The following is a 26,238-nucleotide window of genomic DNA, read 5'->3' on the forward strand; positions in this document are numbered from 1 at the left end:
CCTTGCGGCCGTCGACTGCAGGCTGGTCCCGGTTCGGCTTGTCCGGGCATGAAAACCGCAACGTCATGGGGGGCTGCTCGCTGTGCTTGCGCCGTCAACTCCTGCCGGAAGCGTGTCGTGCCGATCGGGAAGCGCTGGGCGGGTGATGTCGCTTTTGGCGGTCAAACGGCGCAAACCGGCGGCGCTGCGGTGCAGTGTCTGCGTATGACAGGGAAAACACAGCCGCCCGGACGTCCGGCGCGGATCAGCGAAGGGGTTTGTGGTCATGGCAGATGCAGCGCAGGCTACGGCAGGACGGCGCACACGTGGCAGCGGGGGCGGTGGCGCCGCACGGCGTGCGGCGCGCACGGCGGTCAGCGTGGAGACCGCGCGCTACATCACGCGCAACATCCCCGATTTCGAGGTCCTCAACGCCGAGGCGCTGGAGATCATCGAGGCCAATGCCGAGACCATCCTGGCCGAGATCGGTGTCAATTTCGTCGATTGCCCCGAGGCGCTGGAGCGCTGGCGCGCTGCCGGGGCCGAGGTGACGGGCGAGCGCGTGCGTATCCCGCGGGGCCTCGCGCGCCAGCTCTGCGCCACCGCGCCCGCAAGCTTCACCCAGGCCGCCCGCAACCCCGACCGCAACGTCGAGATCGGCGGGCGCAACCTGGTCCTGGCCCCGGTCTACGGCCCGCCTTTCGTGCGCTCGGCCAGTGGCGGGCGGCGCTATGCCACCATGGAGGATTTCCGCAATTTCGTGAAGCTGGGCTACATGTCCAAATGGCTGCATCACTCGGGCGGCACCGTGTGCGAGCCCACGGATGTCGCCGTGAACAAGCGCCATCTGGACATGCTGCACGCGCATATGACGCTGTCGGACAAACCCTTCATGGGGTCGGTCACCGAACCGGTCCGCGCCGCCGATTCGGTGGAAATGGCAAAGCTGCTGTTCGGCGCCGATTTCGTCGATCAGAACACGGTGATGACCTCGCTCATCAACATCAACTCGCCGCTGACCTTCGATTCGGTGATGATGGGCGCGCTGGAGGTCTACGCCAAGGCCAACCAGGCCTGCATCATCTCGCCCTTCATCGTCGGCGGTGCCATGGCGCCGACCACTGTCGCCGGCACCCTGACCCAGGTCCTGGCCGAGGTGCTGGTCGGCGTGGCCTACAGCCAGCTGATCCGCCCCGGCGCCCCGGTGATCTTCGGCGCCTTCGTCACGTCGATCGACATGAACTCCGGCGCCCCCACCTTCGGCACGCCCGAGGCCGCGCTCATCACCTATGGCGCCGGGCAACTGGCACGGCGGCTGGGGCTGCCCTACCGCTCGGGCGGGTCCTTCTGCGGCTCCAAACTGCCCGATGCGCAGGCCGCGTATGAAACCGCCAACAGCCTCAACATGGCGCTTCTGGCGGGGGTAAACTTCATGCTCCACTCCTGCGGTTGGCTCGAAGGCGGGCTTGTGGCCTCCTACGAGAAATTCGTCATGGACGCCGACCAGCTTGGCGCGCTCCATCACCTTGCGCGCGGCGTGGACATGTCCGACAACGGCCAGGCCATGGATGCATTGCGAGAGGTCGGCCCGGGCGGCCATTTCCTCGGCTGTGCCCATACCCAGGCCAATTTCAAGGACGCGTTCTGGCGCAGCGACCTGCTGGACTACAAACCCTTCGAAACCTGGGACGAAGAGGGCGCCCGTGACACCCAGGCCCTGGCCGAGGCCCGCGTCGCCCGGATGCTGGCCGATTACCAGCAACCCGCCCTCGACCCGGCAGTGAACGAGGCGCTTTCGGACTATGTCGCCCGCCGCAAGGCGTCCGAACCGGACGCTTTTGGCTGACGCCATGACCCATCGCGGCGCGGCCCCCTGTCCAGCGGCCGCGCCCATTTCACCCTTGCAAAAATATCCCGGGGGAGTCCCCGCTTGCGGGGACGGGGGCAGCGCCCCCGAACCCCGGTGGCAATCGGCTCAGCCTTTGAAATCCGAAATCACCGCCACCCCCGGCGGCGTTGGCCCGTCGAACGCCGCCAGTTCCGCGCTGGCCGCTGACAGCGGCACCTCGCGCGCGACCAGCGGCGACAGATCCACCCGCCCGGCAGTGATCAGCCCCAGCAATGAGGGATATTTCCACCCCGGCATCCCGCGTGTGCCATAAAGCGCCAGGTTCTTCATGTAGACGGCGTTCATGTTGATCCGCATATGGGCGGTATGCCCCACCGGCATCCCCACCTGCACATGCCGCCCCAACGGCCGCAGGCACTCGATCGAGGCATTGGTCGTCGCCTCGATCCCCAGCGCCTCGATCGACACATGCGCACCCCCGCCCGTGGCCTCGATGATCGCCTCGGCCACCCGGCCGTCACGGGCATCCACCGCAACCTCGGCGCCCAGGGCGCGGGCATGGTCCAGCTTTTCAGGCACCACATCGACCACAACAACCCGCGCCCCCATGGCCTGCGCCAGCAGCAGCGCCGACAACCCGATCCCCCCGGTCCCGTGGATGGCAACCCATTCGCCCGGCGCCAGCGCGGCGCGGTCGGTCAGCGCATGCCAGACGGTGGTGACCCGGCAGCCCAGTCCGGCGGCCAGCATGGGCGAGATGCTCTCGGGCAGTTCCGACAGGTTATGCGCCCGCGGGACCGAGACATATTCCGCAAACGCTCCCGGCTCCACAAACCCCGGCAAGCGCTGGTCCGCACAGGTGCTCGACGCCCCGGCGCGGCAGGACGGGCAGGTGCCGCAGGACAGGATGAAGGGCGCGATCAGCCGCTCGCCCACGCGCCGCCCGGACTCCGGCCCGGCGGCAACAACCTCGCCGCAATACTCATGGCCCTGGATCTGACCCGGCTTCACCCGCGGATGCTCCCCAACCCAGCCATGCCAGTCCGACCGGCACACCCCGCAGGCCAGCACCTTCAGCACAACGCCATCAGGCTCACACACCGGGTCCGGCACGGTCTCCAGGCTCAGCGGTTGACGATATTCGCGCAGAACAGCGGCACGCATGGACAGGCTCCCCCTCTGGTCAGGCCTGCACCATCGCGGCCCGTCCCGCCGGGCACAAGCCCCAATCATCGGCCAAAGGCACGGCTTCGCGGGTTCCGTACCTCAGCCACCACATGCCAGCGGCCCGCCAATACGGGCCGCACGCCCCCTGAGGGCCGCGGGGTGGGCGGGTGGGCGGCGCTCAGGGGGCATTCCCCCGCCTGCCATCCCGCGGCACCCCGTCACCAATGGATCACGGCTGCAATTCGATCCGGTAGCTTTCGATCACCGTGTTCGCCAGCAGCTTCTCGCACATGTCGCGCAGCTGCGCCTCGGCGGCGGCAGGGTCGGTCTCTGCCAACTCCAGCTCGATCAGCTTGCCCTGACGCACCCCGTTCACGCCGTCAAACCCCAGCGAGCCCAGCGCATGGCGCACCGCCTCGCCCTGCGGGTCCAGCACGCCGTCCTTCAACATCACCACCACACGGGCCTTCATCGCTCTTGCGCCTTTCAGTTCATCAGCTTCGGTTTGGTCATGGGCGTGGCCGCATTGGGCATCACGCCCAGACGCCGGGCAACTTCGGTATAGGCGTCCGACAGATTGCCCAGATCGCGCCGGAACACGTCCTTGTCCAGCTTCTTGCCGGTCTTCATGTCCCACAACCGGCACGAATCCGGGCTGATCTCATCGGCCACGATCAGCCGCTGGAAATCCCCGTCATAGACCCGCCCGATCTCGATCTTGAAATCCACCAGCTTGATCCCCACGCCCAGCATCACGCCGGACATGAAATCATTCACCCGCAGCGCCAGCGCCACCATGTCATCCAGATCCTGATGCGTGGCCCAGCCAAAGGCCAGGATGTGTTCCTCGCTCACCAGCGGATCGCCCAGCTTGTCATCCTTGAAATAGAATTCCACGATCGGGCGGGGCAGGGCGGTGCCTTCCTCGATGCCCAGCCGCTTGCTGATCGATCCGGCGGCGACGTTGCGCACCACCACCTCCAGCGGGATGATCTCCACCGCGCGGATCAGCTGCTCGCGCATGTTCAGGCGGCGGATGAAATGCGTGGGCACGCCGATATTGTTCAGCCCGGACATGAAATATTCCGACAGCCGATTGTTCAGCACGCCCTTGCCGTCGATCACGTCATGCTTTTCGGCGTTGAAGGCAGTGGCATCATCCTTGAAATACTGCACCAGTGTGCCCGGTTCGGGGCCTTCATACAGAATCTTTGCCTTGCCTTCGTAAATCTTGTTGCGGCGGGCCATTGCGGTCTCCGGTTGGGCGCCTGAAGGGCGCGCGCAGCGATACGGGGGTTGGCTACATGGAACGCCAACGGGAGTTGGCGCTGCTATACGCCAACCCGTGCAATGGGGCAAGCGCGGCTGCGTCATGGCGCCCCGGTCCCGTTTTCGGGTTGCAGCAGGGGCCGCGCTTGGCCATATCAGAAGAAAGTTCAGCACCTGAGGGGTTTGGAGCGATGAGCACCTTTGACGAGCGCGAACGCGCGTTTGAAAACAAATATGCCCATGACATGGAAATGCAGTTCAAGGCCGTTGCGCGGCGCAACAAGAAGCTGGGCCTCTGGGCGGCCGCGCTTCTGGGCAAGGATGGCAAGGCCGCCGAGGACTACGCCATGGAAGTGATCCGCGCCGATTTCGAAGAGGCCGGCCATGAAGACGTGTTTCGCAAGGTTCAGGCCGATCTGCAGGGCAAGGCCGATGAAGCCACCATCCGCGCCAGGATGGAGGAGCTTCTGGCCGAAGCCAAGTGCGAGATCGTCGAGAAGGGCTGAGCCCGGAAAAACGCGGCCTGCGCCTGTTTCCCGGCCCGCCGGGGTTTGCCCGGGCGCGCAAAACGTGGCATGCAACCTGCAACCGCGCGGACCGCGGTGCGGCCTGCTGACGGGCCGCATTCAACCGCAGTGACCAGAGGGCATGACATGACCGACGCGCTGAGCGCCGCACTTGCCGAACGCGACTGGCTTCTGGCCGATGGCGCGACCGGAACCAATCTGTTCAACATGGGCCTGCAATCCGGGGATGCCCCGGAGTTGTGGAATGCCGATGCGCCGGACAAGATCCGCACGCTCTATCGCGGCGCGGTCGAGGCCGGATCGGATCTGTTCCTCACCAACTCCTTCGGCGGCAATGCCAGCCGCCTGAAGCTGCATGACGCCCAGGGCCGGGTGCAGGAACTCAACCGCCTGGCTGCCGCCCTGGGGCGTGAGGTTGCGGATGCCAGCGGGCGGAGGGTGATCGTGGCCGGTTCCATCGGGCCCACGGGCGACATCATGGCCCCCATGGGCAGCCTGACGCATGACCTGGCGGTGGAGATGTTCCACGAACAGGCCGAGGGGCTCAAGGCCGGGGGCGCCGATGTGCTCTGGGTGGAAACCATCAGCGCGGCCGAGGAATTCGCCGCCGCCGCCGAAGCCTGCGCCCGCGCCGACATGCCCTGGTGCGGCACCATGAGCTTCGACACCGCCGGGCGCACCATGATGGGGTTCACCTCGGCCGATCTGGCGGCGATGGTGGGCAAGCTGGCGCATCCGCCGCTGGCCTTTGGCGCCAATTGCGGGGTGGGGGCGTCCGATCTGCTGCGCACGGTGCTGGGGATCATGGCGCAGGGGCCGGTGCTGCCGGTGATCGCCAAGGGCAACGCGGGGATACCGAAGTATGTCTCGGGGCATATCCATTATGACGGCACGCCGGAACTGATGGCCGAATACGCCGTGCTGGCGCGCGCTTGCGGGGCGCGGATCATCGGCGGTTGCTGCGGCACCATGCCGGACCACCTGCGCGCCATGCGTGCCGCGCTGGAAAGCCGCGCCCCGGGCGCCCGTCCGACGCTGGAGCAGATCGCCGCGGCGCTGGGGGGCTTTTCCTCGGCCCATGACGGGACTGAGGACACGCTCCCCGAGGGCACGTCCGGCCGCCGCGCCGGGGGGCGCCGCCGCCGCCGCGACTGATCCACCTCTGGCCCGGCTGCGGCGCGACTGCGGCGCGGGTGTCTGGCCGCGCTCCATGCGCGGCATGGTAGCTCAGAACAGGCTCAACTGATCGCCCGGGCGTGGGGGTGTGGTGAACAGGTCGCAGCGCAGCGGTGCAAGCGGCTGGTCCAGTCCGCAGCGCCGGGCCGCGGCGCGGAAACGGTCCGCCAGCAGCCGGGCCATCACGCCGTGCCCGCGCATCCGCGTTTCGAAACGGGCATCATACAACGCGCCGCCGTGCATCTGCCGCAACTGGTTCAGCACCCGGGCCTTGCGGTCCGGGGCGTGGCGGTCCAGCCAGTCCTCGAACAGGGGTGCGACCTCACGGGGCAGTCGCAGGAGCACCCAGCTGGCGGCCCGGGCGCCAGCCTCGGCCCCGGCGGCCAGGATGCGCTCGACCTCATGATCGGTCAGGCCGGGGATGACGGGCGAGACCATGATTCGCACCGGCACCCCGGCCCGGGCCAGCGCGCGCACCATGGCCAGCCGCTGGTCCGGCCCTGGTGCGCGAGGCTCCAGCCGACGGGCCAGATGCCGGTCCAGCGTGGTCACTGACACCCCCACCTGCGCCAGCCCGCGCACGGCCATGGGGGCCAGGATGTCCAGATCACGTTCGATCAGCGTGGCGCGGGTCATCACGGTGACCGGGTGGTTGAAGGCAGACAGGGTGTCAAGCAGGTCACGTGTGATTCGCAGCCGTGCCTCGACCGGTTGATAGGGGTCGGTGGCGCTGCCCAGGCACAGGGGCGCAGGGCGGTAGCGGGGCTTTGACAATTCGGCGGCCAGCACCTCCGGCGCATCGGGCCGCGCGATCAGGCGGGATTCGAAATCCAGCCCCGGAGACAGGCCCAGATGCGCATGGCCGGGGCGGGCATAGCAGTAGATGCAGCCGTGTTCGCAGCCCCGATAGGGGTTGGCAGAGCGGTCAAAGGGCAGATCGGGCGAGCGGTTGCGCGCGATCATGCTGCGCGGGCGCTCCGTGCGGGTTTCGGTGCGCAGCGGGGGGACCTCTTCGGGGATGTCCCAGCCGTCGGCGCTGTCGTCGCGGTGGGTTGCCTCGAACCGACCGGCCATGTTCAGCCTGGCCCCGCGGCCGGGCAGGCGCCGCCAGGGCGCGGGTCTGGAGTGCTGCGACGAATCCATGCCCGAGCCTAGAACGAAACACGAACCTGCGCGAGGGTTTTCCGGCCACACCCGGCGCCGCCCCGGACAGGCAGGTCGGCACCGGACCGGACCATGTCGCAAACCGCCAAGTCCAGCGGGGCAATCGGTCGCATCAAGGCCTGAACAAGGCTTGGAGATTCGCCATGAGCGACACAGAAGACGAAATCATCCTGTCCGAACTCGACGACGACGAACTTGTCCAGCAGATGATGGACGATCTCTATGATGGCCTGAAAGAAGAGATCGAAGAGGCGGTCAACATCCTGCTGGAACGCGGCTGGACCCCCTATGACATCCTGACCAAGGCGCTGGTCGCGGGCATGACCATCGTCGGCCATGACTTCCGCGACGGGATCCTGTTCGTCCCCGAAGTGCTGCTGGCGGCCAATGCGATGAAGGGCGGGATGTTCATCCTCAAGCCATTGCTGGTGGAAACCGGTGCGCCGCGCATGGGCAAGATGGTGATCGGCACGGTGAAGGGCGACATCCATGACATTGGCAAGAACCTTGTCGCCATGATGATGGAAGGCGCCGGGTTCGAGGTTGTGGATCTGGGCATCAACAACCCGGTCGAGAACTACCTGGAAGCGTTGGAGCGCGAGCAGCCCGATATCCTGGGCATGTCGGCGCTGCTGACCACGACGATGCCCTATATGAAGGTGGTGATCGACACCATGGTCGCGCAGGGCATCCGCGATGAATATATCGTTCTGGTGGGCGGTGCGCCGCTGAACGAGGAATTCGGCCGCGCCATCGGTGCCGACGCCTATTGCCGCGATGCGGCCGTGGCGGTGGAGATGGCCAAGGATTACGTGGCGCGCAAGCATAACCAGATGGCCGCAGGCTGACGGTTTTCCCGTGATCTGAAGGAGCGCCCGCGTGCCGCGGGCGCGAGCCTTCTGGCACATGCGTGCGGGTTAAGGGGGCGTTCCGCCCCCTCTGCGCGCTTGCGCGCGCATTCACCCCCGAGAGTATTTTCAGGCAAGAAAATGTCAGCTGCGGGCGAAGCTGTCCGCGTGGCAGGGCATACTCCGTTGCGGGCGCAGGGCGGCATGCTGGTATGCGGTGACCGGGAAGCCGTCAGAGCGGTGCGGTTGCCTGTTGCAGCCAGTTGGCGGTGGCGGAGGTGGCCAGCGGGGTCAGCGCGTTGCGGACCCGGGTGTGATAGCCGTTCAGCCAGGCGCGTTCATCGGTGGTCAGCATGTCAGCGCGGATCAGGCGACGGTCGATGGGGGCGAGGGTGAGGGTCTCGAAGGCCAGCATGTCGCGGTCATCGGCGCCGTCGAGGGCGGGGGCGGGCTGGACGAGCACCAGGTTTTCGATCCGGATGCCGAAGGCGCCTTCGCGGTAGTAGCCGGGTTCGTTCGACAGGATCATGCCCGGTTCCAGCTTGGTGGTGCCGGCGCGTGAGAGGCGCTGGGGGCCTTCGTGAACCGACAGGAAGGAGCCGACCCCGTGGCCGGTGCCGTGGTCATAGTCCTGCCCGGCCAGCCAGAGCGGAAAGCGGGCCAGCGCGTCCAGATGTGACCCGGCGACGCCGCGCGGGAAGCGGGCGCGGGACATGGCGATCATTCCTTGCAGGACGCGGGTGAAGGCGCGGGATTCGTCCTCGCCTGCGGGGCCGATGGCGATGGTGCGGGTGATGTCGGTGGTGCCGTCGCGGTACTGGCCGCCCGAGTCCACCAGCATCAGGTCGCCGGGGCGCAGGTTGCGGTTGCTGGCCTCGGTCACGCGGTAATGGACGATGGCGCCATTGAGGCCGGACCCGGCGATGGTATCGAAGCTGATGTCTTCAAGCTGGTTGGTGGCCACGCGGCAGGCTTCCAGCGCGCGGACGATGTCGATTTCGGTGAGCGGGTTGGTGTCGGGGGCGGCGCAGAGGGCTTTGACCCGGGTGTCCAGCCAGCACAGGAATTCGGCCATGGCGGCACCGTCGCGCAGATGGGCGGCGCGGGTTCCGTTGATCTCGGCCTCGGTCTTGCGGGCCTTGGGCAGGATGCAGGGGTCGGCGGCGCGGCTGATGGCGATATCGGCCTGGGTAAGCACATCGGCTAGGCGTTGGGGCGCGGTGGCCGGGTCCAGCCGCACCGGCCCGTCCAGGGTGCGCAGCGCGGGCTCCAGCGCCTCGGGCGGGCGCAGGGTGACGATCCCTTCGAATTGCGTGATCACGCCGGGCTGCAGGCGTGTGTCATCCAGGAACAGGCTGACATGGCCGCCGGCATGCAGGATGGCAAAGCATTGCGCCACCGGAAGGCGGGGCAGGTCGCGCCCGCGGATGTTGAGCAGCCAGGCGATGCTGTCCGGCAGGGTCAGGAGGGCGGCGGTTTCGCCGGCCTCGGTCAGGGACTGGGCCAGGCGGGTGCATTTGGAGGCGAGGCTTTCGCCCGCGAATTCGGTGGGGTGGGGGAATACCGGACCGGCGGGCGGGCCGGGCTGGTCGGCCCAGAGCGGATCAATCTGGTTGGTCATGGGCTGCAGGGTGATGGCGCTGTTCTTCAGCCCGCGGGTCAGGGTTTCGATTTCCTGCGGGGTGTGCAGCCAGGGGTCGAAGCCGATGACGCCGCCGTTGGGCAGGGCGGCGCGCAGCCAGTCGGCGGGCCGGGTTTCCGGCCAGTTGACGGGGGTGAACTCGGCCGCGCATTGCAGCCGCGCCTGCACCCGGTAGCGGCCGTCCACGAACAGGCCTGCCCGGTCCGGCAGCACAATGGCGAACCCCGCCGACCCGGTGAACCCCGTCAGCCAGGCCAACCGTTCATCGCGCGCGGCGACATATTCGCCCTGGTGAGCATCGGCGCGGGGGCAGAGCCAGCCGGTGACGCCTGCGCGCAGAAGCCGCTCACGCAGGGCTGCCAGCCGGGGCGGGCCATCCTGCGGGCGGGTGGTGGCCTCGAAGCTCTGGAACATGGGGACTCCTGCACGGTGGGACAGACAAGTGCTATCGACCGGGGGCGTCAAGATCAATTGCCAACCGTGCGACCGCAAACGCCCTTTCGTCCGCGCCTGCCCTTGGTATAGTGCGGCCAAATGCAAATCAGGAGGCACCCATGGCCGAGATCAAGGACCCCGAGAACACCATCCTCATCGAGCTGAAGGATGGCACCGTGACGATCGAGCTGCTGCCGGACGTGGCGCCGCAGCATTGCGCGCGGATGAAGGAGCTGGCGCGCGAGGGCGCCTATGACGGGGTGGTGTTTCACCGGGTGATCGATGGCTTCATGGCGCAGACGGGCGATGTGCAGCATGGCCGCGCCGATGGCAATCTGGGTCGCGCGGGCACCGGCGGGTCGGACAAGCCGGACCTTCCGGCGGAGTTTTCCGGCGTGCCCCATGACCGCGGCACCCTGGGTGCGGCGCGCAGCCAGAACCCCAACAGCGCCAACAGCCAGTTCTTCATCAACTTTTCCGACAACCATTTCCTGAACCGCCAGTATACCGTCTATGGCCGGGTCATTGCGGGGATGGAGCATGTGGATGCCATCACCCGTGGCGAGCCGCCCGCAAGCCCGGATGCCATGATCAGCGTCAAGGTGGCCGCCGATGCGTGATCGTCTGATATTCGCAGGGCTGTTTCTGGTCGGGGTGATGATCCTGGGCGGCTATTACGTGGGGGCCACGCGGGCCTCGGACCCGGGCCCCTATGAGCCGGTGATTTCCGGCGAAGGCCCGGTCATGGTGATCGAGGTTGAAGGCGAGGCCAATGGCACCATCCGCATCCAGTTGCGCGAGGATATCGCGCCGGCGCATGTGGAGCGTGTGGTCACCCTGGCCGAGCGGGGCGATTATGACGGGGTGGTGTTTCACCGGGTGATCGACGGCTTCATGGCGCAGACCGGCGATGTGGAGCATGGCCGCGCAGGCGGCGATCTGACGCGGGTGGGCACCGGCGGGTCGGAGCTGCCGAATCTGGCGGCCGAGTTTTCGGACCTGCCGTTTGAACGCGGCGTGATGGGCATGGCGCGCAGCCAGCACCCGGACAGCGCCAACAGCCAGTTCTTCCTGATGTTCGCCCCGGCGCCACATCTGAACACCCAGTATACCGCGCTGGGTCAGATCATCGACGGGATCGAGGTTCTGGACGCCATCAAGCGCGGTCGCGGGCAGAACGGGGCGGTCATGGATGACCCCGATGTGATGGCCCGCGTCCGGATCGAGGACTGACCCACGGGCGCTGCGGACAGCCGCGGCGCCCAGTCACTGCCCGGCGTTTCGGCACCCGGTTGCAGCGCGCGGGCCTCTGTTACAAAACCGTTGCAATGTGTCCCCTTTCGCTTAGGCTTTTGTCCTGTAGCCAGGATGCCCGGGTGACATCCTGCCGTCATATCACCGGGCGAAGATGGCGCTGCAATGCCATGATGCCCGGTGCCCAGACCGGGCGGGCACAACCCGGGGGATGACATGACCAAGAACTTCAAGGCCGATAAAGCTGGACAACCTCTGCGCGGCGTCAGTCGGCGCGGTTTCCTTGCCTTGGCCGGCGCCAGCCTGGCAATGACAGGCGCGGGCGCCTTTACCATGACCTCGGCGCGGGCCGGGGGCGGGTTCCGGTTGGGTGTTCTGCATATCAATGACATGCACAGCCGCCTGGCCGAGATCAGCCGCCATAATTCCACCTGCTCGGACGGTGATTCGGCGGATGGCAACTGCTTTGGCGGTGCCGCGCGCCTGGCCACCGCGATCCGTGAGCACCGCGCGGACATGGATGGGGACGGGCTGGCCCATGTCACGCTGGATGCGGGCGACCAGTCGCAGGGGACGCTGTTCTACACCACCTATCGCGGCCGGGCCGAGATCGAGATGATGAACATGATCGGTTTCGATGCCATGGCGCTGGGCAATCATGAATTCAACAACGGCCCCGACAGCCTGGCCGAGATGATCTCCACGGCCGAGTTTCCGGTGATTTCCGGCAATACCAATGTGGCCGAAGGGCCGCTGGGCGATGTGCTGGGCGAATATGTAGTGGTTGAACGTGACGGCGAACGGATCGCCGTGCTGGCGGTGACCACGCCGGATACGGCCTTCATCTCCTCGCCCGGGCCGCATGTGACCTTTACCGATGATATTGTCTACCTGCAGGAGGCCGTGGACCGGGTGCGCGGTGACGGGATCGACAAGATCCTGCTGCTGAGCCATGTGGGCTTTGGGCGCGACCAGCAGATCGCGGCCCAGGTGGACGGGATTTCCGCCATCATCGGCGGGCACAGCCATACGCTGCTGTCCAACACGGTCGAAGACGCGCCCGCCTATGCGACGCTGGTGGAAAGCCCCGCGGGACGGGCGGTGCCGATCGTGCAGGCCTATGCGTTCTCGCGCTATCTGGGGCGGCTGGAGCTGGAATTCGGGGATGACGGCGCGGTGGTCGCGGCCTCGGGTGATACGATCCTGCTGGATGCCTCCTTTGCCGAGGCCGAGGATCTGAAAGCACGGATCGAGGAGCTGGCCGAGCCGATCGAGGAGATGGTGCGCACGCCGGTCGCCACCTTGGCTGCCGGGATCGACGGGTCGCGCGAAAGCTGCCGCGCCATGGAATGCGAGATGGGCAACACCGTTGGCGATGCGCTGCTGGAGGCGGTCGAGGGGCAGGGCATCACCATCGCGCTGGGAAATGGCGGCGGGCTGCGGGCCTCGCTGGGCGAGGGCACGGTGACGCTGGGCGACGTGCTGACCGTGCTGCCGTTCCAGAACACGCTCTATACGCTGGAGGTCACGGGGGCGACGCTGGTCGCCGCACTGGAGCACGGGGTGAACGCGATCGAGGACGGCGCCGGGCGTTTCCCGCAAGTGGCCGGGTTGCGCTTCCGGCTGGACCCGTCGGTGGCGCCGAATGAAGGCCGGGTCTCCGAGGTGGAGGTGCGCGACGGGGATGCGTGGGCACCCATCGACCCGGAGGCGGTCTATGGGATCGTCACCAACAATTTCATGGCCGGGGGCGGGGATGGCTATGCCATGCTGGCGACCGAGGGCATGAACGGCTATGACACCGCCATCGACATGGCCGAGGTGCTGGCGCAGTATCTGAGCGCGCATGAGCCCTTTGCCCCGGTGATCGACGGGCGCATCCTGCAGTAGTGATCTGATCCAGCCCTGATTTGACCCAGCCGTCCGTGCGCGGGCGGCTGGTGGTGTTCAAGCGCCCCCGAGCCGCACCCACCCACCCACCCTGTGCGCCTCGGGGGCGCTGACCGGCGTGAACGCCGGTCAGGAGTTGGTGTGGATGGGTTTCAGCCTCGGGCGCTGCCCAGGTGCCAGATGGCCGCGCCTGCGCGCCAGAAGGGTTCGCGCAGGTGGCGCAGCGGGTCCGGTGAGGGGGCGTCCTGAAGCGGGAGGGGGATGGCTTCGGGGCCGGTTTCGCCAAGGGCCAGCCGCCCCAGCATTTGCCCGAAGACGGTGCCGGGGGCGATCCCGCGGCCATTGTAGCCCGAGATTGACCACATGCCCGGCCCGTGCCGGTGAAAGCGGGGCAGGGCGTCGGGGGTGTTGCCGATCCGGCCATGCCATTCGGTTTCAAACGCCACATCCGCCAGGGCCGGAAACAACTGGCGCAACCGTCGCCGCGCCCAGCCGCGATGCACCGCCCCATCCGCGGCCCCCAGTGCACCGACCGAGCCGAGGATCAGCCGCCCTTCGGCGTCCATGCGAAAGGAGGTCAGGATCTTGGCCGTGTCCCAGCAGCCCTCACCCCCTTGCAAGAGGGTCTGGCGCAGCTCGGACGGAAGCGGTGCGGTGGCCAGGTTGAAATAGGGCAGGACGCTCTGATGGGCGCGCAGCGCGGCGCCCGCACTGGCGGAATAGGTGTTGGTGGCCACCAGCACCCGCGCCGCGCGCAGGGTGCCGTGGGGGGTCTGCAGCCGCCAGCCGGGGCCATTGTGGCCCTGCGGCAGGCTGTCCTGGGTCAGGGCGGTGACCGGCGTGTCGGTATGGACCACGGCCCCGGCGGCGATGGCTGCCCGGGCCAGGCCGCGGGCATAGGCCAGCGGCTGGATGGTCCCGGCGCGCGGGTCCAGCAGGGCGGCGGCAAAGGCATCCGAGCCGATGCGGGCGGTGGTCTCGTCCCGGTCCAGCAGGTGCAGGGCGGTGCCGCGGCGTTGCCATTGCGCGGCGCGGGCGCGCAGGGACTCCAGCCCGGCGGGATCGGGGGCGCAATGGAGTGTGCCGTTGCGCACCGAATCGCAGTCGATGCCATGCGCGCGCACCAGGTCCCAGACCAGCGCAGGCCCTTCGCCCAGGGCCGACAGCAGGCGCGGGCCATGGTCCGGGCCCAGGCGCGCCTCCAGTTCATCGGGCATCAGCCAGAGGCCGGCATTGACCAGCCCGACATTGCGCCCGGAGCCGCCCTGGCCGATGGCGTCCGCATCCAGCACTGTGACCCGCGCCCCGGCGCGCGCCATGTGCAGCGCGGCCGAGAGCCCGGTGAAGCCCGCGCCGATGACGGCGACCTCGGCTTCGCTGTCCTGATCCAGGGGCGCCGTGGCGGGGGGCGCGGGCGCCGTGCGCGCCCAGAGCCCGTCCAGTTCGGGGATCATGCCTGCGCGGCCATCGGGCCGGGGTAGTGCCTGCTGCGCTGCATGTTACTGGCCAAGCGAGTCGAAGGCGGCGGTGAAGCCCATCAGCGACATGGTGGCCACGACCTCCTGATCAGGCGCGGCGGCGGGGATCAGACGCCAGGTGGCCTCGGTTCCGCGCTTCATCCGCTCGATCTCGGCGGCGGTGAAGCCCACGCGGGCAACGCAGCCCATGGCGCTGCAGAAGCTGAACGGATAGGCCCGGGGTTCGCCCCCGTCGATGCGCAGCACCAGATCGGCTGTCAGCAGCGTTTCCAGCGGCGCAAGGAAGGTGGCGCCGGCGGCTGCTTCCTGGCCCTCGGGAAGCGGGAAGATGCTGATCTCAGCCACCGAGTTTTCGGTGTCATCCATCAGCAGCTGATACATCTGGCAGGGATCTTCGCCATCGGGATTGCTCACGCAGACGCGCTCCCAGTCCTGGAAGGTTTCGTCAAGATAGCTTTCGCCCATGCCGCCCGGGTCCAGCGCCCCGGTATCGACGCCAATCTCATCGCCCATGGACAGGCCCGGGTCGGTTTCGGTGTCCTGGGCATGGGCGGACAGGCCCATCGCCGCGACGATTGCGAATGTCAGAGCAGAAGCAGTTCTGGCCATGGTTTCACCCCTTTATGGTGCCGCGTGTTTCGGCCGATGGGTAGCATGGTCCATGCGCCTTGTCAGGCCCCGTCCGCCCTTGCCGGGACACGAGGCTGTCAGGTCAGAACGGGTACCGCCGAAGCCGCGCCCCGCGCAAACGAAAAGGGCCCCGGAGGGCCCTCATCAATCTTGGTTTTTTATGCTCCCTGTCGGACCGGCCGACGAATTGAACGGGAGACTATGGGTAAAGTTTTTTTCCGTCAACAGGGCATGTGAGAATTTTTTGCGGCGGATCAGGGTGATCCTGTTCAGCATTGACCGTGCGGCGTGCAACTGCGCCGCGTTTGGCCAAGAAAGTCGCAGCATCGACAGGTGCAAGGGTGAATTCTGCCATGAAAAAAGGCCGCACCCGAAGGTGCGGCCAGTCTGACAGGGAGGAAAATGCCCGTGGCCCCGAAGGTTCCGTGGGCATGATCTCAGACTAATGCGCGAAGGTTGACGCGCAATTAACAATGCGCGCCGGGGCGGGGCGGTTCCCTGTCATTCCGCCCGGGCGTGGTCCGTCAGGCGTTGCCGCGCAGGGCTTCGGGGTGGGTGGCCAGGAATTCGTGCAGGGTCTTGTAGAGTGCGCGAGCCTCGGCCAGGTTCCCCTTGTGCAGCGCATCGCGGATGTCATCGCAGATCATCCCCTGCACCTTTTGCGCGCCGTGGTGGATATGGATCAGGTAATCGCCCAGCTCAGCGGCCTCGACCTCGCTGAGGTGTTCATGCAGTGCGATGGCGTGGATTTCGGCGCGGGTCAGGTCACAGAAATCCAGAATGTCATTTTCATTGATCATGGGGTCCTCCTCCTCTGGCGCCCGATGATACTGCCTGCGCGCGCGGCTGTCCTTGATTCGGCGCAAACGTGGGTTTGCAAATTAGCCTGATGTTGCCGCCCGAACTTTGCAAATTTTCTGTTTTCCCTTTGTGTTGCGGCAGGGTTGGCCCTATTGTTCCGCCGAATTTGGGAGGCTGGCATGAAAGACATTCTTCAGGAACTGGAATCACGCCGTGCGCAGGCGCGGGCCGGCGGCGGTGCGCGGCGGGTTGATGCCCAGCACGCCAAAGGCAAGCTGACCGCGCGTGAGCGGATCGAGTTGCTGCTCGATGAAGGCAGCTTCGAGGAATTCGACATGTTCGTGGCCCATCGCTGCACCGATTTCGGCATGGAGAAGGACCGCCCCTATGGCGACGGGGTCATCACCGGCTGGGGCACGATCAATGGGCGCATGGTCTATGTCTTCAGCCAGGATTTCACTGTATTCGGAGGGTCGCTGTCGGAAACCCACGCCCAGAAGATCTGCAAGATCATGGACATGGCCATCCAGAACGGTGCCCCGGTGATCGGGCTCAATGATTCCGGCGGCGCGCGCATCCAGGAGGGGGTGGCCAGCCTTGCGGGCTATGCCGATGTGTTCCAGCGCAACATCATGGCCAGCGGGGTGATCCCGCAGATCAGCGTGATCATGGGGCCCTGTGCCGGGGGCGCGGTCTATTCTCCCGCCATGACCGATTTCATCTTCATGGTGAAGGACAGCAGCTACATGTTCGTCACCGGCCCCGATGTGGTCAAGACCGTCACCAACGAGGTGGTCACCGCCGAGGAACTGGGCGGCGCCATCACCCATACGCGCAAATCCAGCGTTGCCGATGCGGCCTTTGAAAACGATGTGGAGGCGCTGATCGAGGTGCGCCGCATGGTGGACCTGCTGCCGCTGAATAACCGCGATGGCGTGCCCAAACGCCCGTTCTTCGACGATCCCGCCCGGCTGGAGCCCAGCCTGGACACGCTGATCCCGGACAACCCCAACACGCCCTACGACATGAAGGAGTTGATCCACAAGGTCGCGGATGAGGGCGATTTCTACGAGATCCAGGCCGAATTCGCCAAGAACATCATCACCGGCTTTGTCCGGCTGGAGGGACGCACCGTCGGCGTGGTGGCCAACCAGCCCATGGTTCTGGCGGGGTGTCTGGATATCGACAGTTCGCGCAAGGCGGCGCGCTTCGTGCGCTTCTGCGATGCCTTTGAAATTCCGATCCTGACCTTTGTGGATGTGCCCGGTTTCCTGCCCGGCACCGGGCAGGAATATGGCGGAGTCATCAAGCACGGCGCCAAGCTGCTCTTTGCCTATGGCGAGGCGACTGTGCCCAAGGTCACCGTCATCACCCGCAAGGCCTATGGCGGGGCGTATGATGTTATGGCCTCGAAGCACCTGCGCGGGGATTTCAACTATGCCTGGCCCACCGCCGAGATCGCGGTGATGGGCGCCAAAGGGGCGGTGGAGATCCTCTACCGGTCCGAACTGGGTGAGCCCGAAAAGATCGCGGCACGCACGAAGGATTACGAAGACCGCTTCGCCAATCCCTTCGTGGCCGCCGAAAAGGGGTTCATCGACGAGGTCATCATGCCCCAGTCCACCCGCAAGCGGGTGTGCCGTGCCTTTGCAAGCCTGCGCAACAAGAAGCTGACCAATCCGTGGAAAAAGCACGACAATATCCCCCTGTGACGCCGCCGGGTCACCCGGATGCGCGCGCCTTTGCCGCCGACCGCCTGCTGGAAAGCGAGCGGCTGGCGCTGGCTGCCGCCGGGGCGCCGCTGGCGTTGTTGCTGACGCAGATCGGCACCATCGCAGGGGCAGGGGAGGTGGTGCGGGTTCTGGCGACCGTGTCCATATTGAGCTTCGTCTATTGCTGCATCTGGCAGGTGTATATCGTGAACTACGCAACCTATTGGCTGGCCGCAGCGCGGATGGAGGGGGACAGCCCGACGCTTGTCGGACGCGGGCTGATCAGCGCGTTCCGCTTGCGCGAGGCCCACACCGAGGAGGGGTTGATCCGACTGATCCGGCTGTCGCGCTGGCATTATTCGCTGGCCTACTGGGCCGGTGGGGTCAGCGGACTGGGGGCGGCGTTGATGGTGGTGTGGTCATGAGTCGGCGAATGGGTCTGCTGCTGGCGGGCGTGCTGTGCGCCGCTGCGCTGTCCGGGGGCGCGCTGGCCGGGTCGGTGACGCTGCCCTCAGGGCAGGAGGCCCGGCTGCATGACAGTTTCTGGGAGGAAGACAGCGGCACCCTGCGGTTGCGCTTTGTCGTCCCGGCGGTGGGCGATGACGCCTATGCCCGGGACCATGATGCGGTCTTTGCTGATATGGAATCACTCTGCGCCGGGCCGGGGCTGGCGATGATCGAAGACGACGGCAACGCCTGGGATGGGGTGACCGTCACCATGATGGCCATGGCCGTCGAATTCGGGCACACCGCCCCGGATGTGGTGCAGTTCTTCGAGGCGTTCCTGGTCCAGGATGGCAACTGCATATGGGATGAGTTCTGATGGCTACTCAGCATCTTGTGGTCTGTCGCGCCGTTGCCGGGGCAGTTGGTGCAGCTACGCCACATGGGCGTGGCTACGCAGGAATGCAGTGGATCACGGGTTCGAAATCGCGTATCTTGCCACCTGATGCCATGACCGGCATCGGTCAATATCGCAAACTCCGGGCGGCGCGAAAAACGATCGTCCGGACGGAACATGAGAGCAGGAGACTCGTATGTCCAAGGTTACCGTCGCAGCAGCCCTTCTTGCAACCGTCGTGCTGGGCGCCTGCGCCAAGCATCGCGCTCCGGTTGTTGAACCCCAGCCCGAGCCGATCTACGTCGAGCCGGTCTCGATCAAGGGCTGATCTGGAATTCCCGGCGTGGGGGCGCACTGCCCCCGCGCCGACCTTGCCGCAGCCATGCAGGGGGGGCGCCCCATGCTGAAGCATCGCGGCTTTCCCGGGCGCTTGCCCGGCACCGATTTTCAATTCGTCATTCGCCGCGCCAACAAGAAGGGTGCCAGCCCGCTGATCGCGCGCGAACGCTACGCCGACCGGCGACCGGCTGACCGCCGCGCCGACGCGTTTTTCCTGGCCTCCCTCATCGAACATTTCGGCGAAGAACCGTTCGAGCGCGGCAACCTGGACGCGGGCCGCTTGTCCTGGCTGTTCGGGCGCGAGGTTGTCAGCGCCGAACCTGACGATTTTGATCCCGAAAGCTATGAGGCCCTGTTGCGCGTGGACCTCAAGCGCGCCCGCGCCAGCTTCCCCGAGATATTCGGCGATGGGGGTGGCGCATGAGCGGGCCCGATCGGCAAGGCACCGCCCATGGCGCCCGGCCCGGGGCGGCATCAGGCTGCACAACTGCTGCGTGTGCCCTATCCTCTGTCCGCAAGGCAACAGCAGGAGACAGGCATCCATGCGGATCAAGGCTGCAACCATCGGCGCGTTCTGCGCCATCATTCTGGCGGGCTGTGGACAGTCGGTCGGCGAACAGGCGCTCTTCGGGGGCGCGGCGGGCGCTGTCACCGGCGCGGTCGTGGGCGGTGACCCGCTGGTCGGCGCCGTTGTCGGCGCGGGCGGCAATGTCGCGTTTTGCCAGCTTTATCCGGCCGAGTGTCGCTGACACCCTGACCACCGGGTCAGGTATCGGGCCGGAATTCGGGGCGGCGGGCAGCAATGCCCGGCCGCCCCTTTTGCATCGCCGCTGCGGGTCCGCCCCGGGCGCCGTGCGAACCCATCTCTTTGCAACCTTTCGGGAGTGCCGCATCGCATGTTCTCCAAGATCCTGATCGCCAACCGGGGCGAGATCGCCTGCCGGGTCATCAAGACCGCCCGCAAGATGGGTATCAAGACCGTCGCCGTCTATTCCGACGCCGACCGCAACGCCCTGCATGTGGAAATGGCGGATGAGGCCGTCCATATCGGTCCGCCCCCGGCGAACCAGTCCTATATCGTAATCGACAAGATCATGGAGGCCATCCGCCAGACCGGGGCCGAAGCCGTGCACCCCGGCTACGGGTTTCTGTCGGAAAACAAGGCCTTCGCCGAGGCGCTGGCGGCAGAAGGCGTGGCCTTCATCGGCCCGCCCGTGCGCGCGATCGAGGCGATGGGCGACAAGATCACCTCGAAGAAACTGGCGCAGGAAGCGGGCGTCAGCACGGTCCCCGGCTACATGGGCCTGATCGCCGATGCCGATGAGGCTGTGAAGATCAGCAATGACATCGGCTATCCGGTGATGATCAAGGCCAGCGCCGGGGGCGGGGGCAAGGGGATGCGCATCGCCTGGAATGACGCCGAGGCGCGCGAGGGGTTCCAGTCCTCGAAGAACGAGGCCGCGTCCAGTTTCGGCGATGACCGGATTTTCATCGAGAAATTCGTGACCCAGCCGCGCCATATCGAAATTCAGGTGCTGGCCGACAGCCATGGCAACACCGTCTATCTGCATGAGCGCGAATGTTCGATCCAGCGGCGGAACCAGAAGGTGATCGAGGAAGCGCCCTCGCCGTTTCTGGATGAAGCCACACGCAAGGCAATGGGCGAGCAGGCCTGCGCGCTGGCCGCCTCCGTGGGCTATACCAGCGCCGGCACGGTGGAATTCATCGTCGATGGCGCGCGGAATTTCTACTTCCTGGAGATGAACACCCGGTTGCAGGTGGAACACCCGGTCACGGAACTGATCACCGGCGTCGATCTGGTGGAACAGATGATCCGGGTGGCCGCGGGCGAGGCGCTGCCCTTTGCCCAAGGCGACCTGAAGATCAACGGCTGGGCCATCGAAAGCCGCCTCTATGCCGAGGATCCGTATCGCAACTTCCTGCCCTCCATCGGGCGGTTGAGCCGCTACCGCCCGCCCGCCGAGGTGGTGGAGCCCGCCCGCGCCATCCGCAACGACACCGGCGTGTTCGAGGGCGGCGAGATCTCCATGTATTATGACCCGATGATCGCCAAGCTCTGCACCTGGGCGCCCTCGCGCGATGCCGCCATCCAGGAAATGCGCCTGGCGCTGGATGAGTTCGAGCTGGAGGGGATCGGCCACAACCTGCCGTTCCTTTCGGCGGTGATGGATCATCCGCGCTTTGCCTCGGGCAATATCACAACCGCCTTCATCGCCGAGGAATACCCCGAAGGCTTTGAAGGCGCGGAACTGCCCGAGGATCTGCTGCGCCGCGTCGCCGCCAGCGCCTGCGCAATGAACCGCGTGGCCGAGATCCGGCGCGCGCGCGTTTCCGGCCGCATGGACAACCACGAACGCGTGGTGGGCGCCGATTGGGTGATCCGCCTGCAGGGGCAGGAATACGCCGTCACCATCAATGCCGACCGCGAAGGCGCGACGGTGCGGCTCAATGGGTCTGAATACCGCATCACCTCGGACTGGAAGCCGGGGCAACCGCTGGCGCGGCTGATGGTGGATGGCGCGGCCCTGGTGATGAAGGTCGCGCGCATCCCCGGCGGCTACCGGCTGCGGCTGCGCGGGGCTGACCTGCGCGCGCAGGTGTTTTCCCCGCGCATGGCGGAACTGGCCGCGTTGATGCCGGAAAAACTGCCGCCCGATACCTCGAAGCTGCTGTTGTGCCCCATGCCGGGGCTGGTGGTCAGCCTGAACGTGGCCGAGGGCGACGAGGTGTTCGAGGGGCAGGCGCTCTGCACCGTTGAGGCGATGAAGATGGAGAACATCCTGCGCGCCGAACGCAAGGGGCGGGTGGCGAAGATCAACGCCGAAGCCGGCGCCTCGCTGGCCGTGGATGACGTGATCATGGAGTTCGAATGACCCAGCCGGGCGGGCTGACGCTGGTGACTGTGGCCCATGCGGGGGAGTTGCCCCTGCTGGTGCTGCAGGCGCGGTCGCTTGCCCGGAACATGCGCGGCAGCGATGTCAGCGCCATCCATGTCTATGTCAATGACCGCAACGAGGCCGAGGTCAGGAACCGTGTGCGCGCCATGGTGCCGGAATACGGCCCGCTGGCCGACCGGGTGCGCGTCATGGGCGCGGCCGAGGCCTTTGGCGCCGCAGCTTCGCCCGCCACCCCTCGCGGCTGGCTGTATCGCATGGTGGCGCGCTATCCGCGCCTGCAACTGATCAATCGCGGTGGCTGGAACGGCAACGATGGCTGGCGTGTGCAACAGGCGTTCAAGCTGGCCGCCGGGCGCAATGTGGACACGGCCATGACCGTGTTTCTGGATACCAAGAACATCCTTGTGCGCCCCGTTACCGCCGATGATTTCGTGACGCCCGATGGCCGCGCGCGCAGTTGGTTCCTGCCGCATGAGGGGCGCACCCCGCAATGGCTTGCCAACTCGCAGCAGGCGCTGGGCCTGCGGGCACGGCCCGGCGCGCAGGAGATTACCTGTTTCGTGACACCCTTTGCCATTGAAACCGCGCTCTTGCGTGAAATCCTGGCGCATCTGGAAGCCCGCAGGGGTCCGGTGCAGCATTTCTTTGCCTTCCGGCTGAACAACGCCACCGAATTCATGCTGATCAACGCCTATTGCAACGCGTTTCGGGGCGGGGTGCGCCAGGTCTTTGCGGATGGGCTGGTGCGGTCCTACACGGTCTGGGGCGACCCGGAGCTGCTGGAATCGGTCCTGGCCGAGGCGGTTGCGGAAGACGCCGCCTGCCTGGGCCTGCACCGCCAGGCGGTGCGGCGCATGGCCGCGCACCATCATGCCATTGTCACCCGGCTGCTGACCCGAAGCGGCATTGTTGCCAACGGGGCCGAGCTGGATCGCATCCTGGCCCCCATGCAGCCGCAGGTGACCAGCCATGCCGCCTGATCCCGCCCACCCTCTGCGCCGAACGGAGCCCTGCCCATGAAGACCCGCAGCCCCCTGCGCCTGTTCCTTGTCTATCTGGCCACATTCGCCGTTGCGCTGGTGGCGGCCTGGATCATTCTGCTGCAGTTGACCGGCGGCGTGCAGGACGGGCAATGGATCCTGCTGCTGCTGCCGCCGCTGGGCGGGATGGCGGTGTTCCACGGGCTGTTCCCTCTGATCAGCCGCATCCGTCTGGGGCTGGAGTTCCTGGCCGTGGGCGGCGCGCTGGTCTATGGGCTGGGCGCGCTGCTGGCCGGGGCGGTCTGGCTGGGGCTGCTCACACCCACGGCGGCAATCCTGTTCTGGCTGGTGGGGATATTCGGGCCGGGTTGGTGGATCCTGTCCGGCTGGGCCGAGCGGATCGGGTATTTCGAATGACCGGTCTTGCCCCGACTGCGGTTTCCGGCCAGGGGGCGCCGAGGGGCGCACCCCCCGCCGCGCCCCGTTTGTGCCTGTGCGCCTACCGTCCCGCCGGGCTGCGCTCCAGTATTTCCTGCCGGCGCAGCGGAAAGCGGTCGATCACGGCCATCAACTCGCGCCCGCTGCGCGGCGCGGGGCGGCGGGCCTTGACCTCGCCGTCCTTGTCGATGATGGCGACCATGAAACCGCGCGCGCGCATCACCTGCCGCAGCGCGGTGTTGTCTTCTGGGTGGGCGTCAAAGATCACCACAACGTCGCGGTCAACAAATTCTTCGGCGCGGTCGCGCAATGATTCAAGCTGGCGTTCGAACGCCGGGTCATTGGGTGTGTCGGCCATGACAACCACGATCCGCCGGGTCCAGATGAACTCACGCACGTCGATCTCGCGCGCGTCCAGGAACAGCAGCTCGCTGTCGGGATCGGGCAATTCCGTGGTGTCGGTTGTGGCGGCGTCGCTCATGGCCTCGGTCCCGGGGGCCAGATCCTCGGCCGTTGGCTCCGGCTCGGCCGGGGCATCGGTTGCCAGTGCCGCAAGCGGCACCAATGCTGCAAAAACAAAGATCAAGAACGGTTTCATGCTGCCTCCTGCTTCTCCTCATATAGGGGCGTTCGGGAGAAAAACACCAGATACCGCGGCCAACATGTCACAGGCCGCGCCGCAACGAAGGAAAACGCCATGAGTGACGACAGGAAACGCTGGCAGACCCTGGCCGAAAAGGAATTGCGCGGCCGTCCGCTGGAGGATCTGACCTGGAACACGCTGGAGGGTATCCCTGTCCAGCCGCTCTATCTGGCCGACGACGTGGACGGGCTGCCGCATCTGGGCACCATCCCCGGCGAGGCCCCCTATACCCGCGGCGTGCGCGCCACCATGTACACCGGCCGCCCCTGGACCATCCGGCAGTACGCCGGGTTTTCCACGGCCGAGGATTCGAACGCCTTTTACCGCAAGGCGCTGGCGGCGGGGCAGCAGGGGGTGTCGGTGGCCTTCGATCTGGCCACCCACCGCGGCTATGACAGCGACCACCCGCGCGTGATGGGCGATGTGGGCAAGGCCGGCGTCGCCATCGATTCGGTCGAGGACATGAAGATCCTGTTCGATGGCATCCCGCTGGAAAAGGTCAGCGTGTCCATGACCATGAACGGCGCGGTGATCCCGATTCTGGCGAATTTCATCGTCACCGGCGAAGAGCAGGGCGTGGACCGGGCAAAGCTTTCGGGGACCATCCAGAATGACATCCTGAAGGAGTTCATGGTCCGCAACACCTATGTCTATCCGCCCGAACCCTCGATGCGCATCATCGCCGATATCATCGAATACACCTCCGAGGAGATGCCGAAGTTCAACTCCATCTCGATCTCTGGCTATCACATGCAGGAGGCGGGCGCGAACCTGGTGCAGGAGCTGGCCTTTACCCTGGCCGACGGGCGCGAATATGTGCGTGCGGCGATCCATCGCGGCATGGATGTGGACCGCTTTGCCGGGCGGTTGAGCTTTTTCTTTGCCATCGGCATGAATTTCTTCATGGAGATCGCCAAGCTGCGTGCCGCGCGGCTGTTGTGGTCGCGGATCATGGAGGAGTTTGAGCCGAAGGACCCCAAGTCGAAGATGCTTCGGACGCATTGCCAGACCTCGGGCGTCAGCTTGCAGGAGCAGGACCCCTATAACAACGTGATCCGCACGGCGTATGAGGCGATGAGCGCAGTGCTGGGTGGCACGCAGTCGCTGCACACCAATGCGCTGGACGAGGCGATTGCGCTCCCAACCGATTTCAGCGCCCGGATCGCGCGCAACACGCAGCTGATATTGCAAGAGGAGACGGGCGTCACCAATGTCGTCGATCCCCTGGCGGGCAGCTATTACGTGGAAAAGCTGACCCATGATCTGGCCGAGGCCGCCTGGGCCTTGATGGAGGAGGTCGAGGAGATGGGCGGCATGACCAAGGCCGTCGCCACCGGCATGCCCAAGCTGCGGATCGAGGAGACGGCGGCCCGCCGTCAGGCCCAGATCGACCGGGGCGAGGAGGTGATTGTCGGGGTCAACAAGTATCGCAAGGAGAAAGAGGACCCGATCGACATTCTGGATATCGACAATGTGAAAGTGCGCGACAGCCAGATCGCGCGGCTGGAGAGGATCCGCGCAAGCCGTGATCAGACGGCCTGCGATGCGGCGCTGGAGGAGGTTTCGCGCCGCGCCGCCGAGGGCGGGAACCTTCTGGAAGCGGCAGTGGAAGCGGCCCGTGCGCGGGCCTCGGTCGGAGAGATCAGCATGGCGATGGAAAAGGTGTTTGGGCGTCACCGCGCCGAGGTGAAGACCCTCGCGGGCGTTTATGGTGCGGCCTATGAGGGCGACGCGGGCTTCGCCGCCATCCAGGCGGATGTGGAGGCCTTTGCCGAGGATGAAGGCCGCCGCCCGCGGATGCTGGTGGTCAAGATGGGCCAGGACGGGCATGACCGTGGGGCGAAAGTGATCGCCACCGCCTTTGCCGATATCGGGTTTGACGTGGATGTGGGCCCGCTGTTCCAGACGCCCGAGGAAGCGGCGCAGGATGCCATAGACAATGACGTGCATGTGGTGGGGATTTCCAGCCAGGCGGCCGGTCACAAGACGCTGGCGCCGAAGCTGATCGAGGCTTTGCGCGCTGAAGGCGCCGGGGATATCATCGTCATCTGCGGGGGCGTGATCCCCCAGCAGGATTACGAATTCCTGCGCAATGCGGGGGTAAAGGCCATTTTCGGCCCCGGCACCAATATCCCCGACGCGGCGCGCAACATCCTGTCGCTGATCCGCGAGGCGCGCGCCGTCTGAGAGTCCGATTCATAATGGTCTGAATGATTTCAGGTTCTTGCGATGAGGCGGGTGAGGCGACGGATGTGGGC

27 protein-coding genes are annotated in these 26,238 nt (G+C 66.3%); 17 read left to right on the top strand and 10 right to left on the bottom strand.

Translation table 11 applies throughout. The features are described from left to right. Positions 1-265 precede the first annotated feature (265 nt). Positions 266-1,825, top strand: coding sequence for a trimethylamine methyltransferase family protein (locus tag HUK65_RS09645; protein ID WP_179905952.1), 1,560 nt, complete (start codon positions 266-268; stop codon positions 1,823-1,825). Between the two features lie 129 nt (positions 1,826-1,954). Here HUK65_RS09645 and HUK65_RS09650 read toward each other — a convergent pair whose 3' ends face one another. From HUK65_RS09650 to purC, 3 genes are all read right to left on the bottom strand, one after another. Further along, entirely contained in the window at positions 1,955-2,992 is a 1,038-nt protein-coding gene (locus tag HUK65_RS09650; RefSeq protein WP_179905953.1) for a zinc-binding dehydrogenase, read from the bottom strand. Between the two features lie 232 nt (positions 2,993-3,224). After that, complete coding sequence (gene purS, locus HUK65_RS09655) at positions 3,225-3,467, bottom strand: phosphoribosylformylglycinamidine synthase subunit PurS (protein WP_179905954.1); 243 nt, start codon at positions 3,465-3,467, stop codon at positions 3,225-3,227. 14 nt (positions 3,468-3,481) lie between these two features. Continuing rightward, positions 3,482-4,243 (bottom strand): phosphoribosylaminoimidazolesuccinocarboxamide synthase, encoded by a 762-nt coding sequence (gene purC, locus HUK65_RS09660; protein ID WP_179905955.1) that lies wholly within the window; start codon positions 4,241-4,243, stop codon positions 3,482-3,484. 212 nt (positions 4,244-4,455) lie between these two features. Here purC and HUK65_RS09665 point away from each other — a divergent pair, with 212 nt between their 5' ends. Continuing rightward, positions 4,456-4,770, top strand: coding sequence for a DUF1476 domain-containing protein (locus HUK65_RS09665; protein ID WP_179905956.1), 315 nt, complete (start codon positions 4,456-4,458; stop codon positions 4,768-4,770). Between the two features lie 147 nt (positions 4,771-4,917). After that, positions 4,918-5,946, top strand: a complete 1,029-nt coding sequence (gene bmt / locus HUK65_RS09670; RefSeq protein WP_179905957.1) for a betaine--homocysteine S-methyltransferase — start codon at positions 4,918-4,920, stop codon at positions 5,944-5,946. A 72-nt stretch (positions 5,947-6,018) separates the two neighbouring features. Here the strand turns inward: bmt and HUK65_RS09675 are convergent, their stop codons facing one another. Continuing rightward, a complete protein-coding gene (locus HUK65_RS09675; RefSeq protein WP_179905958.1) occupies positions 6,019-7,110 on the bottom strand; it encodes a PA0069 family radical SAM protein in 1,092 nt (363 codons plus the stop codon). 164 nt (positions 7,111-7,274) lie between these two features. Between HUK65_RS09675 and HUK65_RS09680 the strand changes: the two genes are divergently transcribed. Beyond that, complete coding sequence (locus HUK65_RS09680; protein ID WP_179905959.1) at positions 7,275-7,979, top strand: corrinoid protein; 705 nt, start codon at positions 7,275-7,277, stop codon at positions 7,977-7,979. 232 nt (positions 7,980-8,211) lie between these two features. Here HUK65_RS09680 and HUK65_RS09685 read toward each other — a convergent pair whose 3' ends face one another. Continuing rightward, positions 8,212-10,035, bottom strand: a complete 1,824-nt coding sequence (locus HUK65_RS09685; RefSeq protein ID WP_179905960.1) for an aminopeptidase P family protein — start codon at positions 10,033-10,035, stop codon at positions 8,212-8,214. Between the two features lie 140 nt (positions 10,036-10,175). Between HUK65_RS09685 and HUK65_RS09690 the strand changes: the two genes are divergently transcribed. The 3 genes from HUK65_RS09690 to HUK65_RS09700 all read left to right on the top strand — a co-directional run bounded on the left by HUK65_RS09690 (position 10,176) and on the right by HUK65_RS09700 (position 13,200). Next, entirely contained in the window at positions 10,176-10,676 is a 501-nt protein-coding gene (locus HUK65_RS09690; protein ID WP_179905961.1) for a peptidylprolyl isomerase, read from the top strand. Then, positions 10,669-11,289 (top strand): peptidylprolyl isomerase, encoded by a 621-nt coding sequence (locus HUK65_RS09695; RefSeq protein WP_179905962.1) that lies wholly within the window; start codon positions 10,669-10,671, stop codon positions 11,287-11,289. Before HUK65_RS09690 ends, HUK65_RS09695 begins: the two co-directional genes overlap by 8 nt. A gap of 237 nt (positions 11,290-11,526) precedes the next feature. Beyond that, a complete protein-coding gene (locus HUK65_RS09700; protein WP_179905963.1) occupies positions 11,527-13,200 on the top strand; it encodes a bifunctional metallophosphatase/5'-nucleotidase in 1,674 nt (557 codons plus the stop codon). 152 nt (positions 13,201-13,352) lie between these two features. Here HUK65_RS09700 and HUK65_RS09705 read toward each other — a convergent pair whose 3' ends face one another. The 4 genes from HUK65_RS09705 to HUK65_RS09720 all read right to left on the bottom strand — a co-directional run bounded on the left by HUK65_RS09705 (position 13,353) and on the right by HUK65_RS09720 (position 16,108). After that, positions 13,353-14,654: an NAD(P)/FAD-dependent oxidoreductase gene (locus tag HUK65_RS09705; RefSeq protein WP_179905964.1), complete on the bottom strand. Its 1,302-nt coding sequence runs from the start codon at positions 14,652-14,654 to the stop codon at positions 13,353-13,355. Positions 14,655-14,699: 45 nt separating this feature from the next. Next, complete coding sequence (locus HUK65_RS09710) at positions 14,700-15,287, bottom strand: invasion associated locus B family protein (RefSeq protein ID WP_179905965.1); 588 nt, start codon at positions 15,285-15,287, stop codon at positions 14,700-14,702. 220 nt (positions 15,288-15,507) lie between these two features. Then, positions 15,508-15,663: a hypothetical protein gene (locus HUK65_RS09715; RefSeq protein ID WP_179905966.1), complete on the bottom strand. Its 156-nt coding sequence runs from the start codon at positions 15,661-15,663 to the stop codon at positions 15,508-15,510. 169 nt (positions 15,664-15,832) lie between these two features. Next, positions 15,833-16,108 carry a hypothetical protein gene (locus tag HUK65_RS09720; RefSeq protein ID WP_179905967.1) on the bottom strand — a complete coding sequence of 92 codons (276 nt, stop codon included), beginning with the start codon at positions 16,106-16,108 and terminating at the stop codon, positions 15,833-15,835. Between the two features lie 180 nt (positions 16,109-16,288). Between HUK65_RS09720 and HUK65_RS09725 the strand changes: the two genes are divergently transcribed. From HUK65_RS09725 to HUK65_RS09760, 9 genes are all read left to right on the top strand, one after another. Further along, positions 16,289-17,821 carry an acyl-CoA carboxylase subunit beta gene (locus tag HUK65_RS09725; protein ID WP_179905968.1) on the top strand — a complete coding sequence of 511 codons (1,533 nt, stop codon included), beginning with the start codon at positions 16,289-16,291 and terminating at the stop codon, positions 17,819-17,821. Continuing rightward, positions 17,818-18,246 carry a hypothetical protein gene (locus HUK65_RS09730; protein ID WP_179905969.1) on the top strand — a complete coding sequence of 143 codons (429 nt, stop codon included), beginning with the start codon at positions 17,818-17,820 and terminating at the stop codon, positions 18,244-18,246. Before HUK65_RS09725 ends, HUK65_RS09730 begins: the two co-directional genes overlap by 4 nt. Then, entirely contained in the window at positions 18,243-18,644 is a 402-nt protein-coding gene (locus tag HUK65_RS09735; protein ID WP_179905970.1) for a DUF6497 family protein, read from the top strand. The genes HUK65_RS09730 and HUK65_RS09735 overlap by 4 nt, the downstream gene beginning before the upstream one ends. Positions 18,645-18,858: 214 nt before the next feature. Next, complete coding sequence (locus HUK65_RS19005) at positions 18,859-18,990, top strand: hypothetical protein (protein WP_268839358.1); 132 nt, start codon at positions 18,859-18,861, stop codon at positions 18,988-18,990. A gap of 72 nt (positions 18,991-19,062) precedes the next feature. Beyond that, positions 19,063-19,425, top strand: coding sequence for a hypothetical protein (locus HUK65_RS09740; protein WP_179905971.1), 363 nt, complete (start codon positions 19,063-19,065; stop codon positions 19,423-19,425). 118 nt (positions 19,426-19,543) lie between these two features. Next, the gene (locus tag HUK65_RS09745) at positions 19,544-19,750 is read left to right on the top strand and encodes a hypothetical protein (RefSeq protein WP_179905972.1); all 207 of its coding nucleotides are present in this window, start codon (positions 19,544-19,546) and stop codon (positions 19,748-19,750) included. Positions 19,751-19,897: 147 nt separating this feature from the next. Continuing rightward, complete coding sequence (locus HUK65_RS09750; RefSeq protein WP_179905973.1) at positions 19,898-21,895, top strand: acetyl-CoA carboxylase biotin carboxylase subunit; 1,998 nt, start codon at positions 19,898-19,900, stop codon at positions 21,893-21,895. Next, entirely contained in the window at positions 21,892-22,899 is a 1,008-nt protein-coding gene (locus HUK65_RS09755; RefSeq protein WP_179905974.1) for a DUF6492 family protein, read from the top strand. Before HUK65_RS09750 ends, HUK65_RS09755 begins: the two co-directional genes overlap by 4 nt. A 36-nt stretch (positions 22,900-22,935) precedes the next feature. Next, positions 22,936-23,316, top strand: a complete 381-nt coding sequence (locus tag HUK65_RS09760) for a hypothetical protein (protein ID WP_179905975.1) — start codon at positions 22,936-22,938, stop codon at positions 23,314-23,316. 82 nt (positions 23,317-23,398) lie between these two features. Here HUK65_RS09760 and HUK65_RS09765 read toward each other — a convergent pair whose 3' ends face one another. Continuing rightward, positions 23,399-23,935 (bottom strand): DUF4174 domain-containing protein, encoded by a 537-nt coding sequence (locus HUK65_RS09765; RefSeq protein WP_179905976.1) that lies wholly within the window; start codon positions 23,933-23,935, stop codon positions 23,399-23,401. 99 nt (positions 23,936-24,034) lie between these two features. Here HUK65_RS09765 and scpA point away from each other — a divergent pair, with 99 nt between their 5' ends. Next, positions 24,035-26,167, top strand: coding sequence for a methylmalonyl-CoA mutase (gene scpA, locus HUK65_RS09770; protein WP_179905977.1), 2,133 nt, complete (start codon positions 24,035-24,037; stop codon positions 26,165-26,167). Positions 26,168-26,238: the final 71 nt, after the last annotated feature.

This window comes from Rhabdonatronobacter sediminivivens (assembly GCF_013415485.1).
In the GTDB taxonomy this organism is placed as follows: Bacteria; Pseudomonadota; Alphaproteobacteria; order Rhodobacterales; family Rhodobacteraceae; genus Rhabdonatronobacter; species Rhabdonatronobacter sediminivivens.

Excerpts from the sequence above, each read along its gene's own strand:
- HUK65_RS09645 (WP_179905952.1), top strand. The coding sequence starts at position 266 with ATGGCAGATGCAGCGCAGGCTACGGCAGGACGGCGCACACGTGGCAGC.
- HUK65_RS09650 (WP_179905953.1), bottom strand. The coding sequence starts at position 2,992 with ATGCGTGCCGCTGTTCTGCGCGAATATCGTCAACCGCTGAGCCTGGAG.
- purS (WP_179905954.1), bottom strand. The coding sequence starts at position 3,467 with ATGAAGGCCCGTGTGGTGGTGATGTTGAAGGACGGCGTGCTGGACCCG.
- purC (WP_179905955.1), bottom strand. The coding sequence starts at position 4,243 with ATGGCCCGCCGCAACAAGATTTACGAAGGCAAGGCAAAGATTCTGTAT.
- HUK65_RS09665 (WP_179905956.1), top strand. The coding sequence starts at position 4,456 with ATGAGCACCTTTGACGAGCGCGAACGCGCGTTTGAAAACAAATATGCC.
- bmt (WP_179905957.1), top strand. The coding sequence starts at position 4,918 with ATGACCGACGCGCTGAGCGCCGCACTTGCCGAACGCGACTGGCTTCTG.
- HUK65_RS09675 (WP_179905958.1), bottom strand. The coding sequence starts at position 7,110 with ATGGATTCGTCGCAGCACTCCAGACCCGCGCCCTGGCGGCGCCTGCCC.
- HUK65_RS09680 (WP_179905959.1), top strand. The coding sequence starts at position 7,275 with ATGAGCGACACAGAAGACGAAATCATCCTGTCCGAACTCGACGACGAC.
- HUK65_RS09685 (WP_179905960.1), bottom strand. The coding sequence starts at position 10,035 with ATGTTCCAGAGCTTCGAGGCCACCACCCGCCCGCAGGATGGCCCGCCC.
- HUK65_RS09690 (WP_179905961.1), top strand. The coding sequence starts at position 10,176 with ATGGCCGAGATCAAGGACCCCGAGAACACCATCCTCATCGAGCTGAAG.
- HUK65_RS09695 (WP_179905962.1), top strand. The coding sequence starts at position 10,669 with ATGCGTGATCGTCTGATATTCGCAGGGCTGTTTCTGGTCGGGGTGATG.
- HUK65_RS09700 (WP_179905963.1), top strand. The coding sequence starts at position 11,527 with ATGACCAAGAACTTCAAGGCCGATAAAGCTGGACAACCTCTGCGCGGC.
- HUK65_RS09705 (WP_179905964.1), bottom strand. The coding sequence starts at position 14,654 with ATGATCCCCGAACTGGACGGGCTCTGGGCGCGCACGGCGCCCGCGCCC.
- HUK65_RS09710 (WP_179905965.1), bottom strand. The coding sequence starts at position 15,287 with ATGGCCAGAACTGCTTCTGCTCTGACATTCGCAATCGTCGCGGCGATG.
- HUK65_RS09715 (WP_179905966.1), bottom strand. The coding sequence starts at position 15,663 with ATGGCAGAATTCACCCTTGCACCTGTCGATGCTGCGACTTTCTTGGCC.
- HUK65_RS09720 (WP_179905967.1), bottom strand. The coding sequence starts at position 16,108 with ATGATCAATGAAAATGACATTCTGGATTTCTGTGACCTGACCCGCGCC.
- HUK65_RS09725 (WP_179905968.1), top strand. The coding sequence starts at position 16,289 with ATGAAAGACATTCTTCAGGAACTGGAATCACGCCGTGCGCAGGCGCGG.
- HUK65_RS09735 (WP_179905970.1), top strand. The coding sequence starts at position 18,243 with ATGAGTCGGCGAATGGGTCTGCTGCTGGCGGGCGTGCTGTGCGCCGCT.
- HUK65_RS19005 (WP_268839358.1), top strand. The coding sequence starts at position 18,859 with ATGTCCAAGGTTACCGTCGCAGCAGCCCTTCTTGCAACCGTCGTGCTG.
- HUK65_RS09740 (WP_179905971.1), top strand. The coding sequence starts at position 19,063 with ATGCTGAAGCATCGCGGCTTTCCCGGGCGCTTGCCCGGCACCGATTTT.
- HUK65_RS09745 (WP_179905972.1), top strand. The coding sequence starts at position 19,544 with ATGCGGATCAAGGCTGCAACCATCGGCGCGTTCTGCGCCATCATTCTG.
- HUK65_RS09750 (WP_179905973.1), top strand. The coding sequence starts at position 19,898 with ATGTTCTCCAAGATCCTGATCGCCAACCGGGGCGAGATCGCCTGCCGG.
- HUK65_RS09755 (WP_179905974.1), top strand. The coding sequence starts at position 21,892 with ATGACCCAGCCGGGCGGGCTGACGCTGGTGACTGTGGCCCATGCGGGG.
- HUK65_RS09760 (WP_179905975.1), top strand. The coding sequence starts at position 22,936 with ATGAAGACCCGCAGCCCCCTGCGCCTGTTCCTTGTCTATCTGGCCACA.
- HUK65_RS09765 (WP_179905976.1), bottom strand. The coding sequence starts at position 23,935 with ATGAAACCGTTCTTGATCTTTGTTTTTGCAGCATTGGTGCCGCTTGCG.
- scpA (WP_179905977.1), top strand. The coding sequence starts at position 24,035 with ATGAGTGACGACAGGAAACGCTGGCAGACCCTGGCCGAAAAGGAATTG.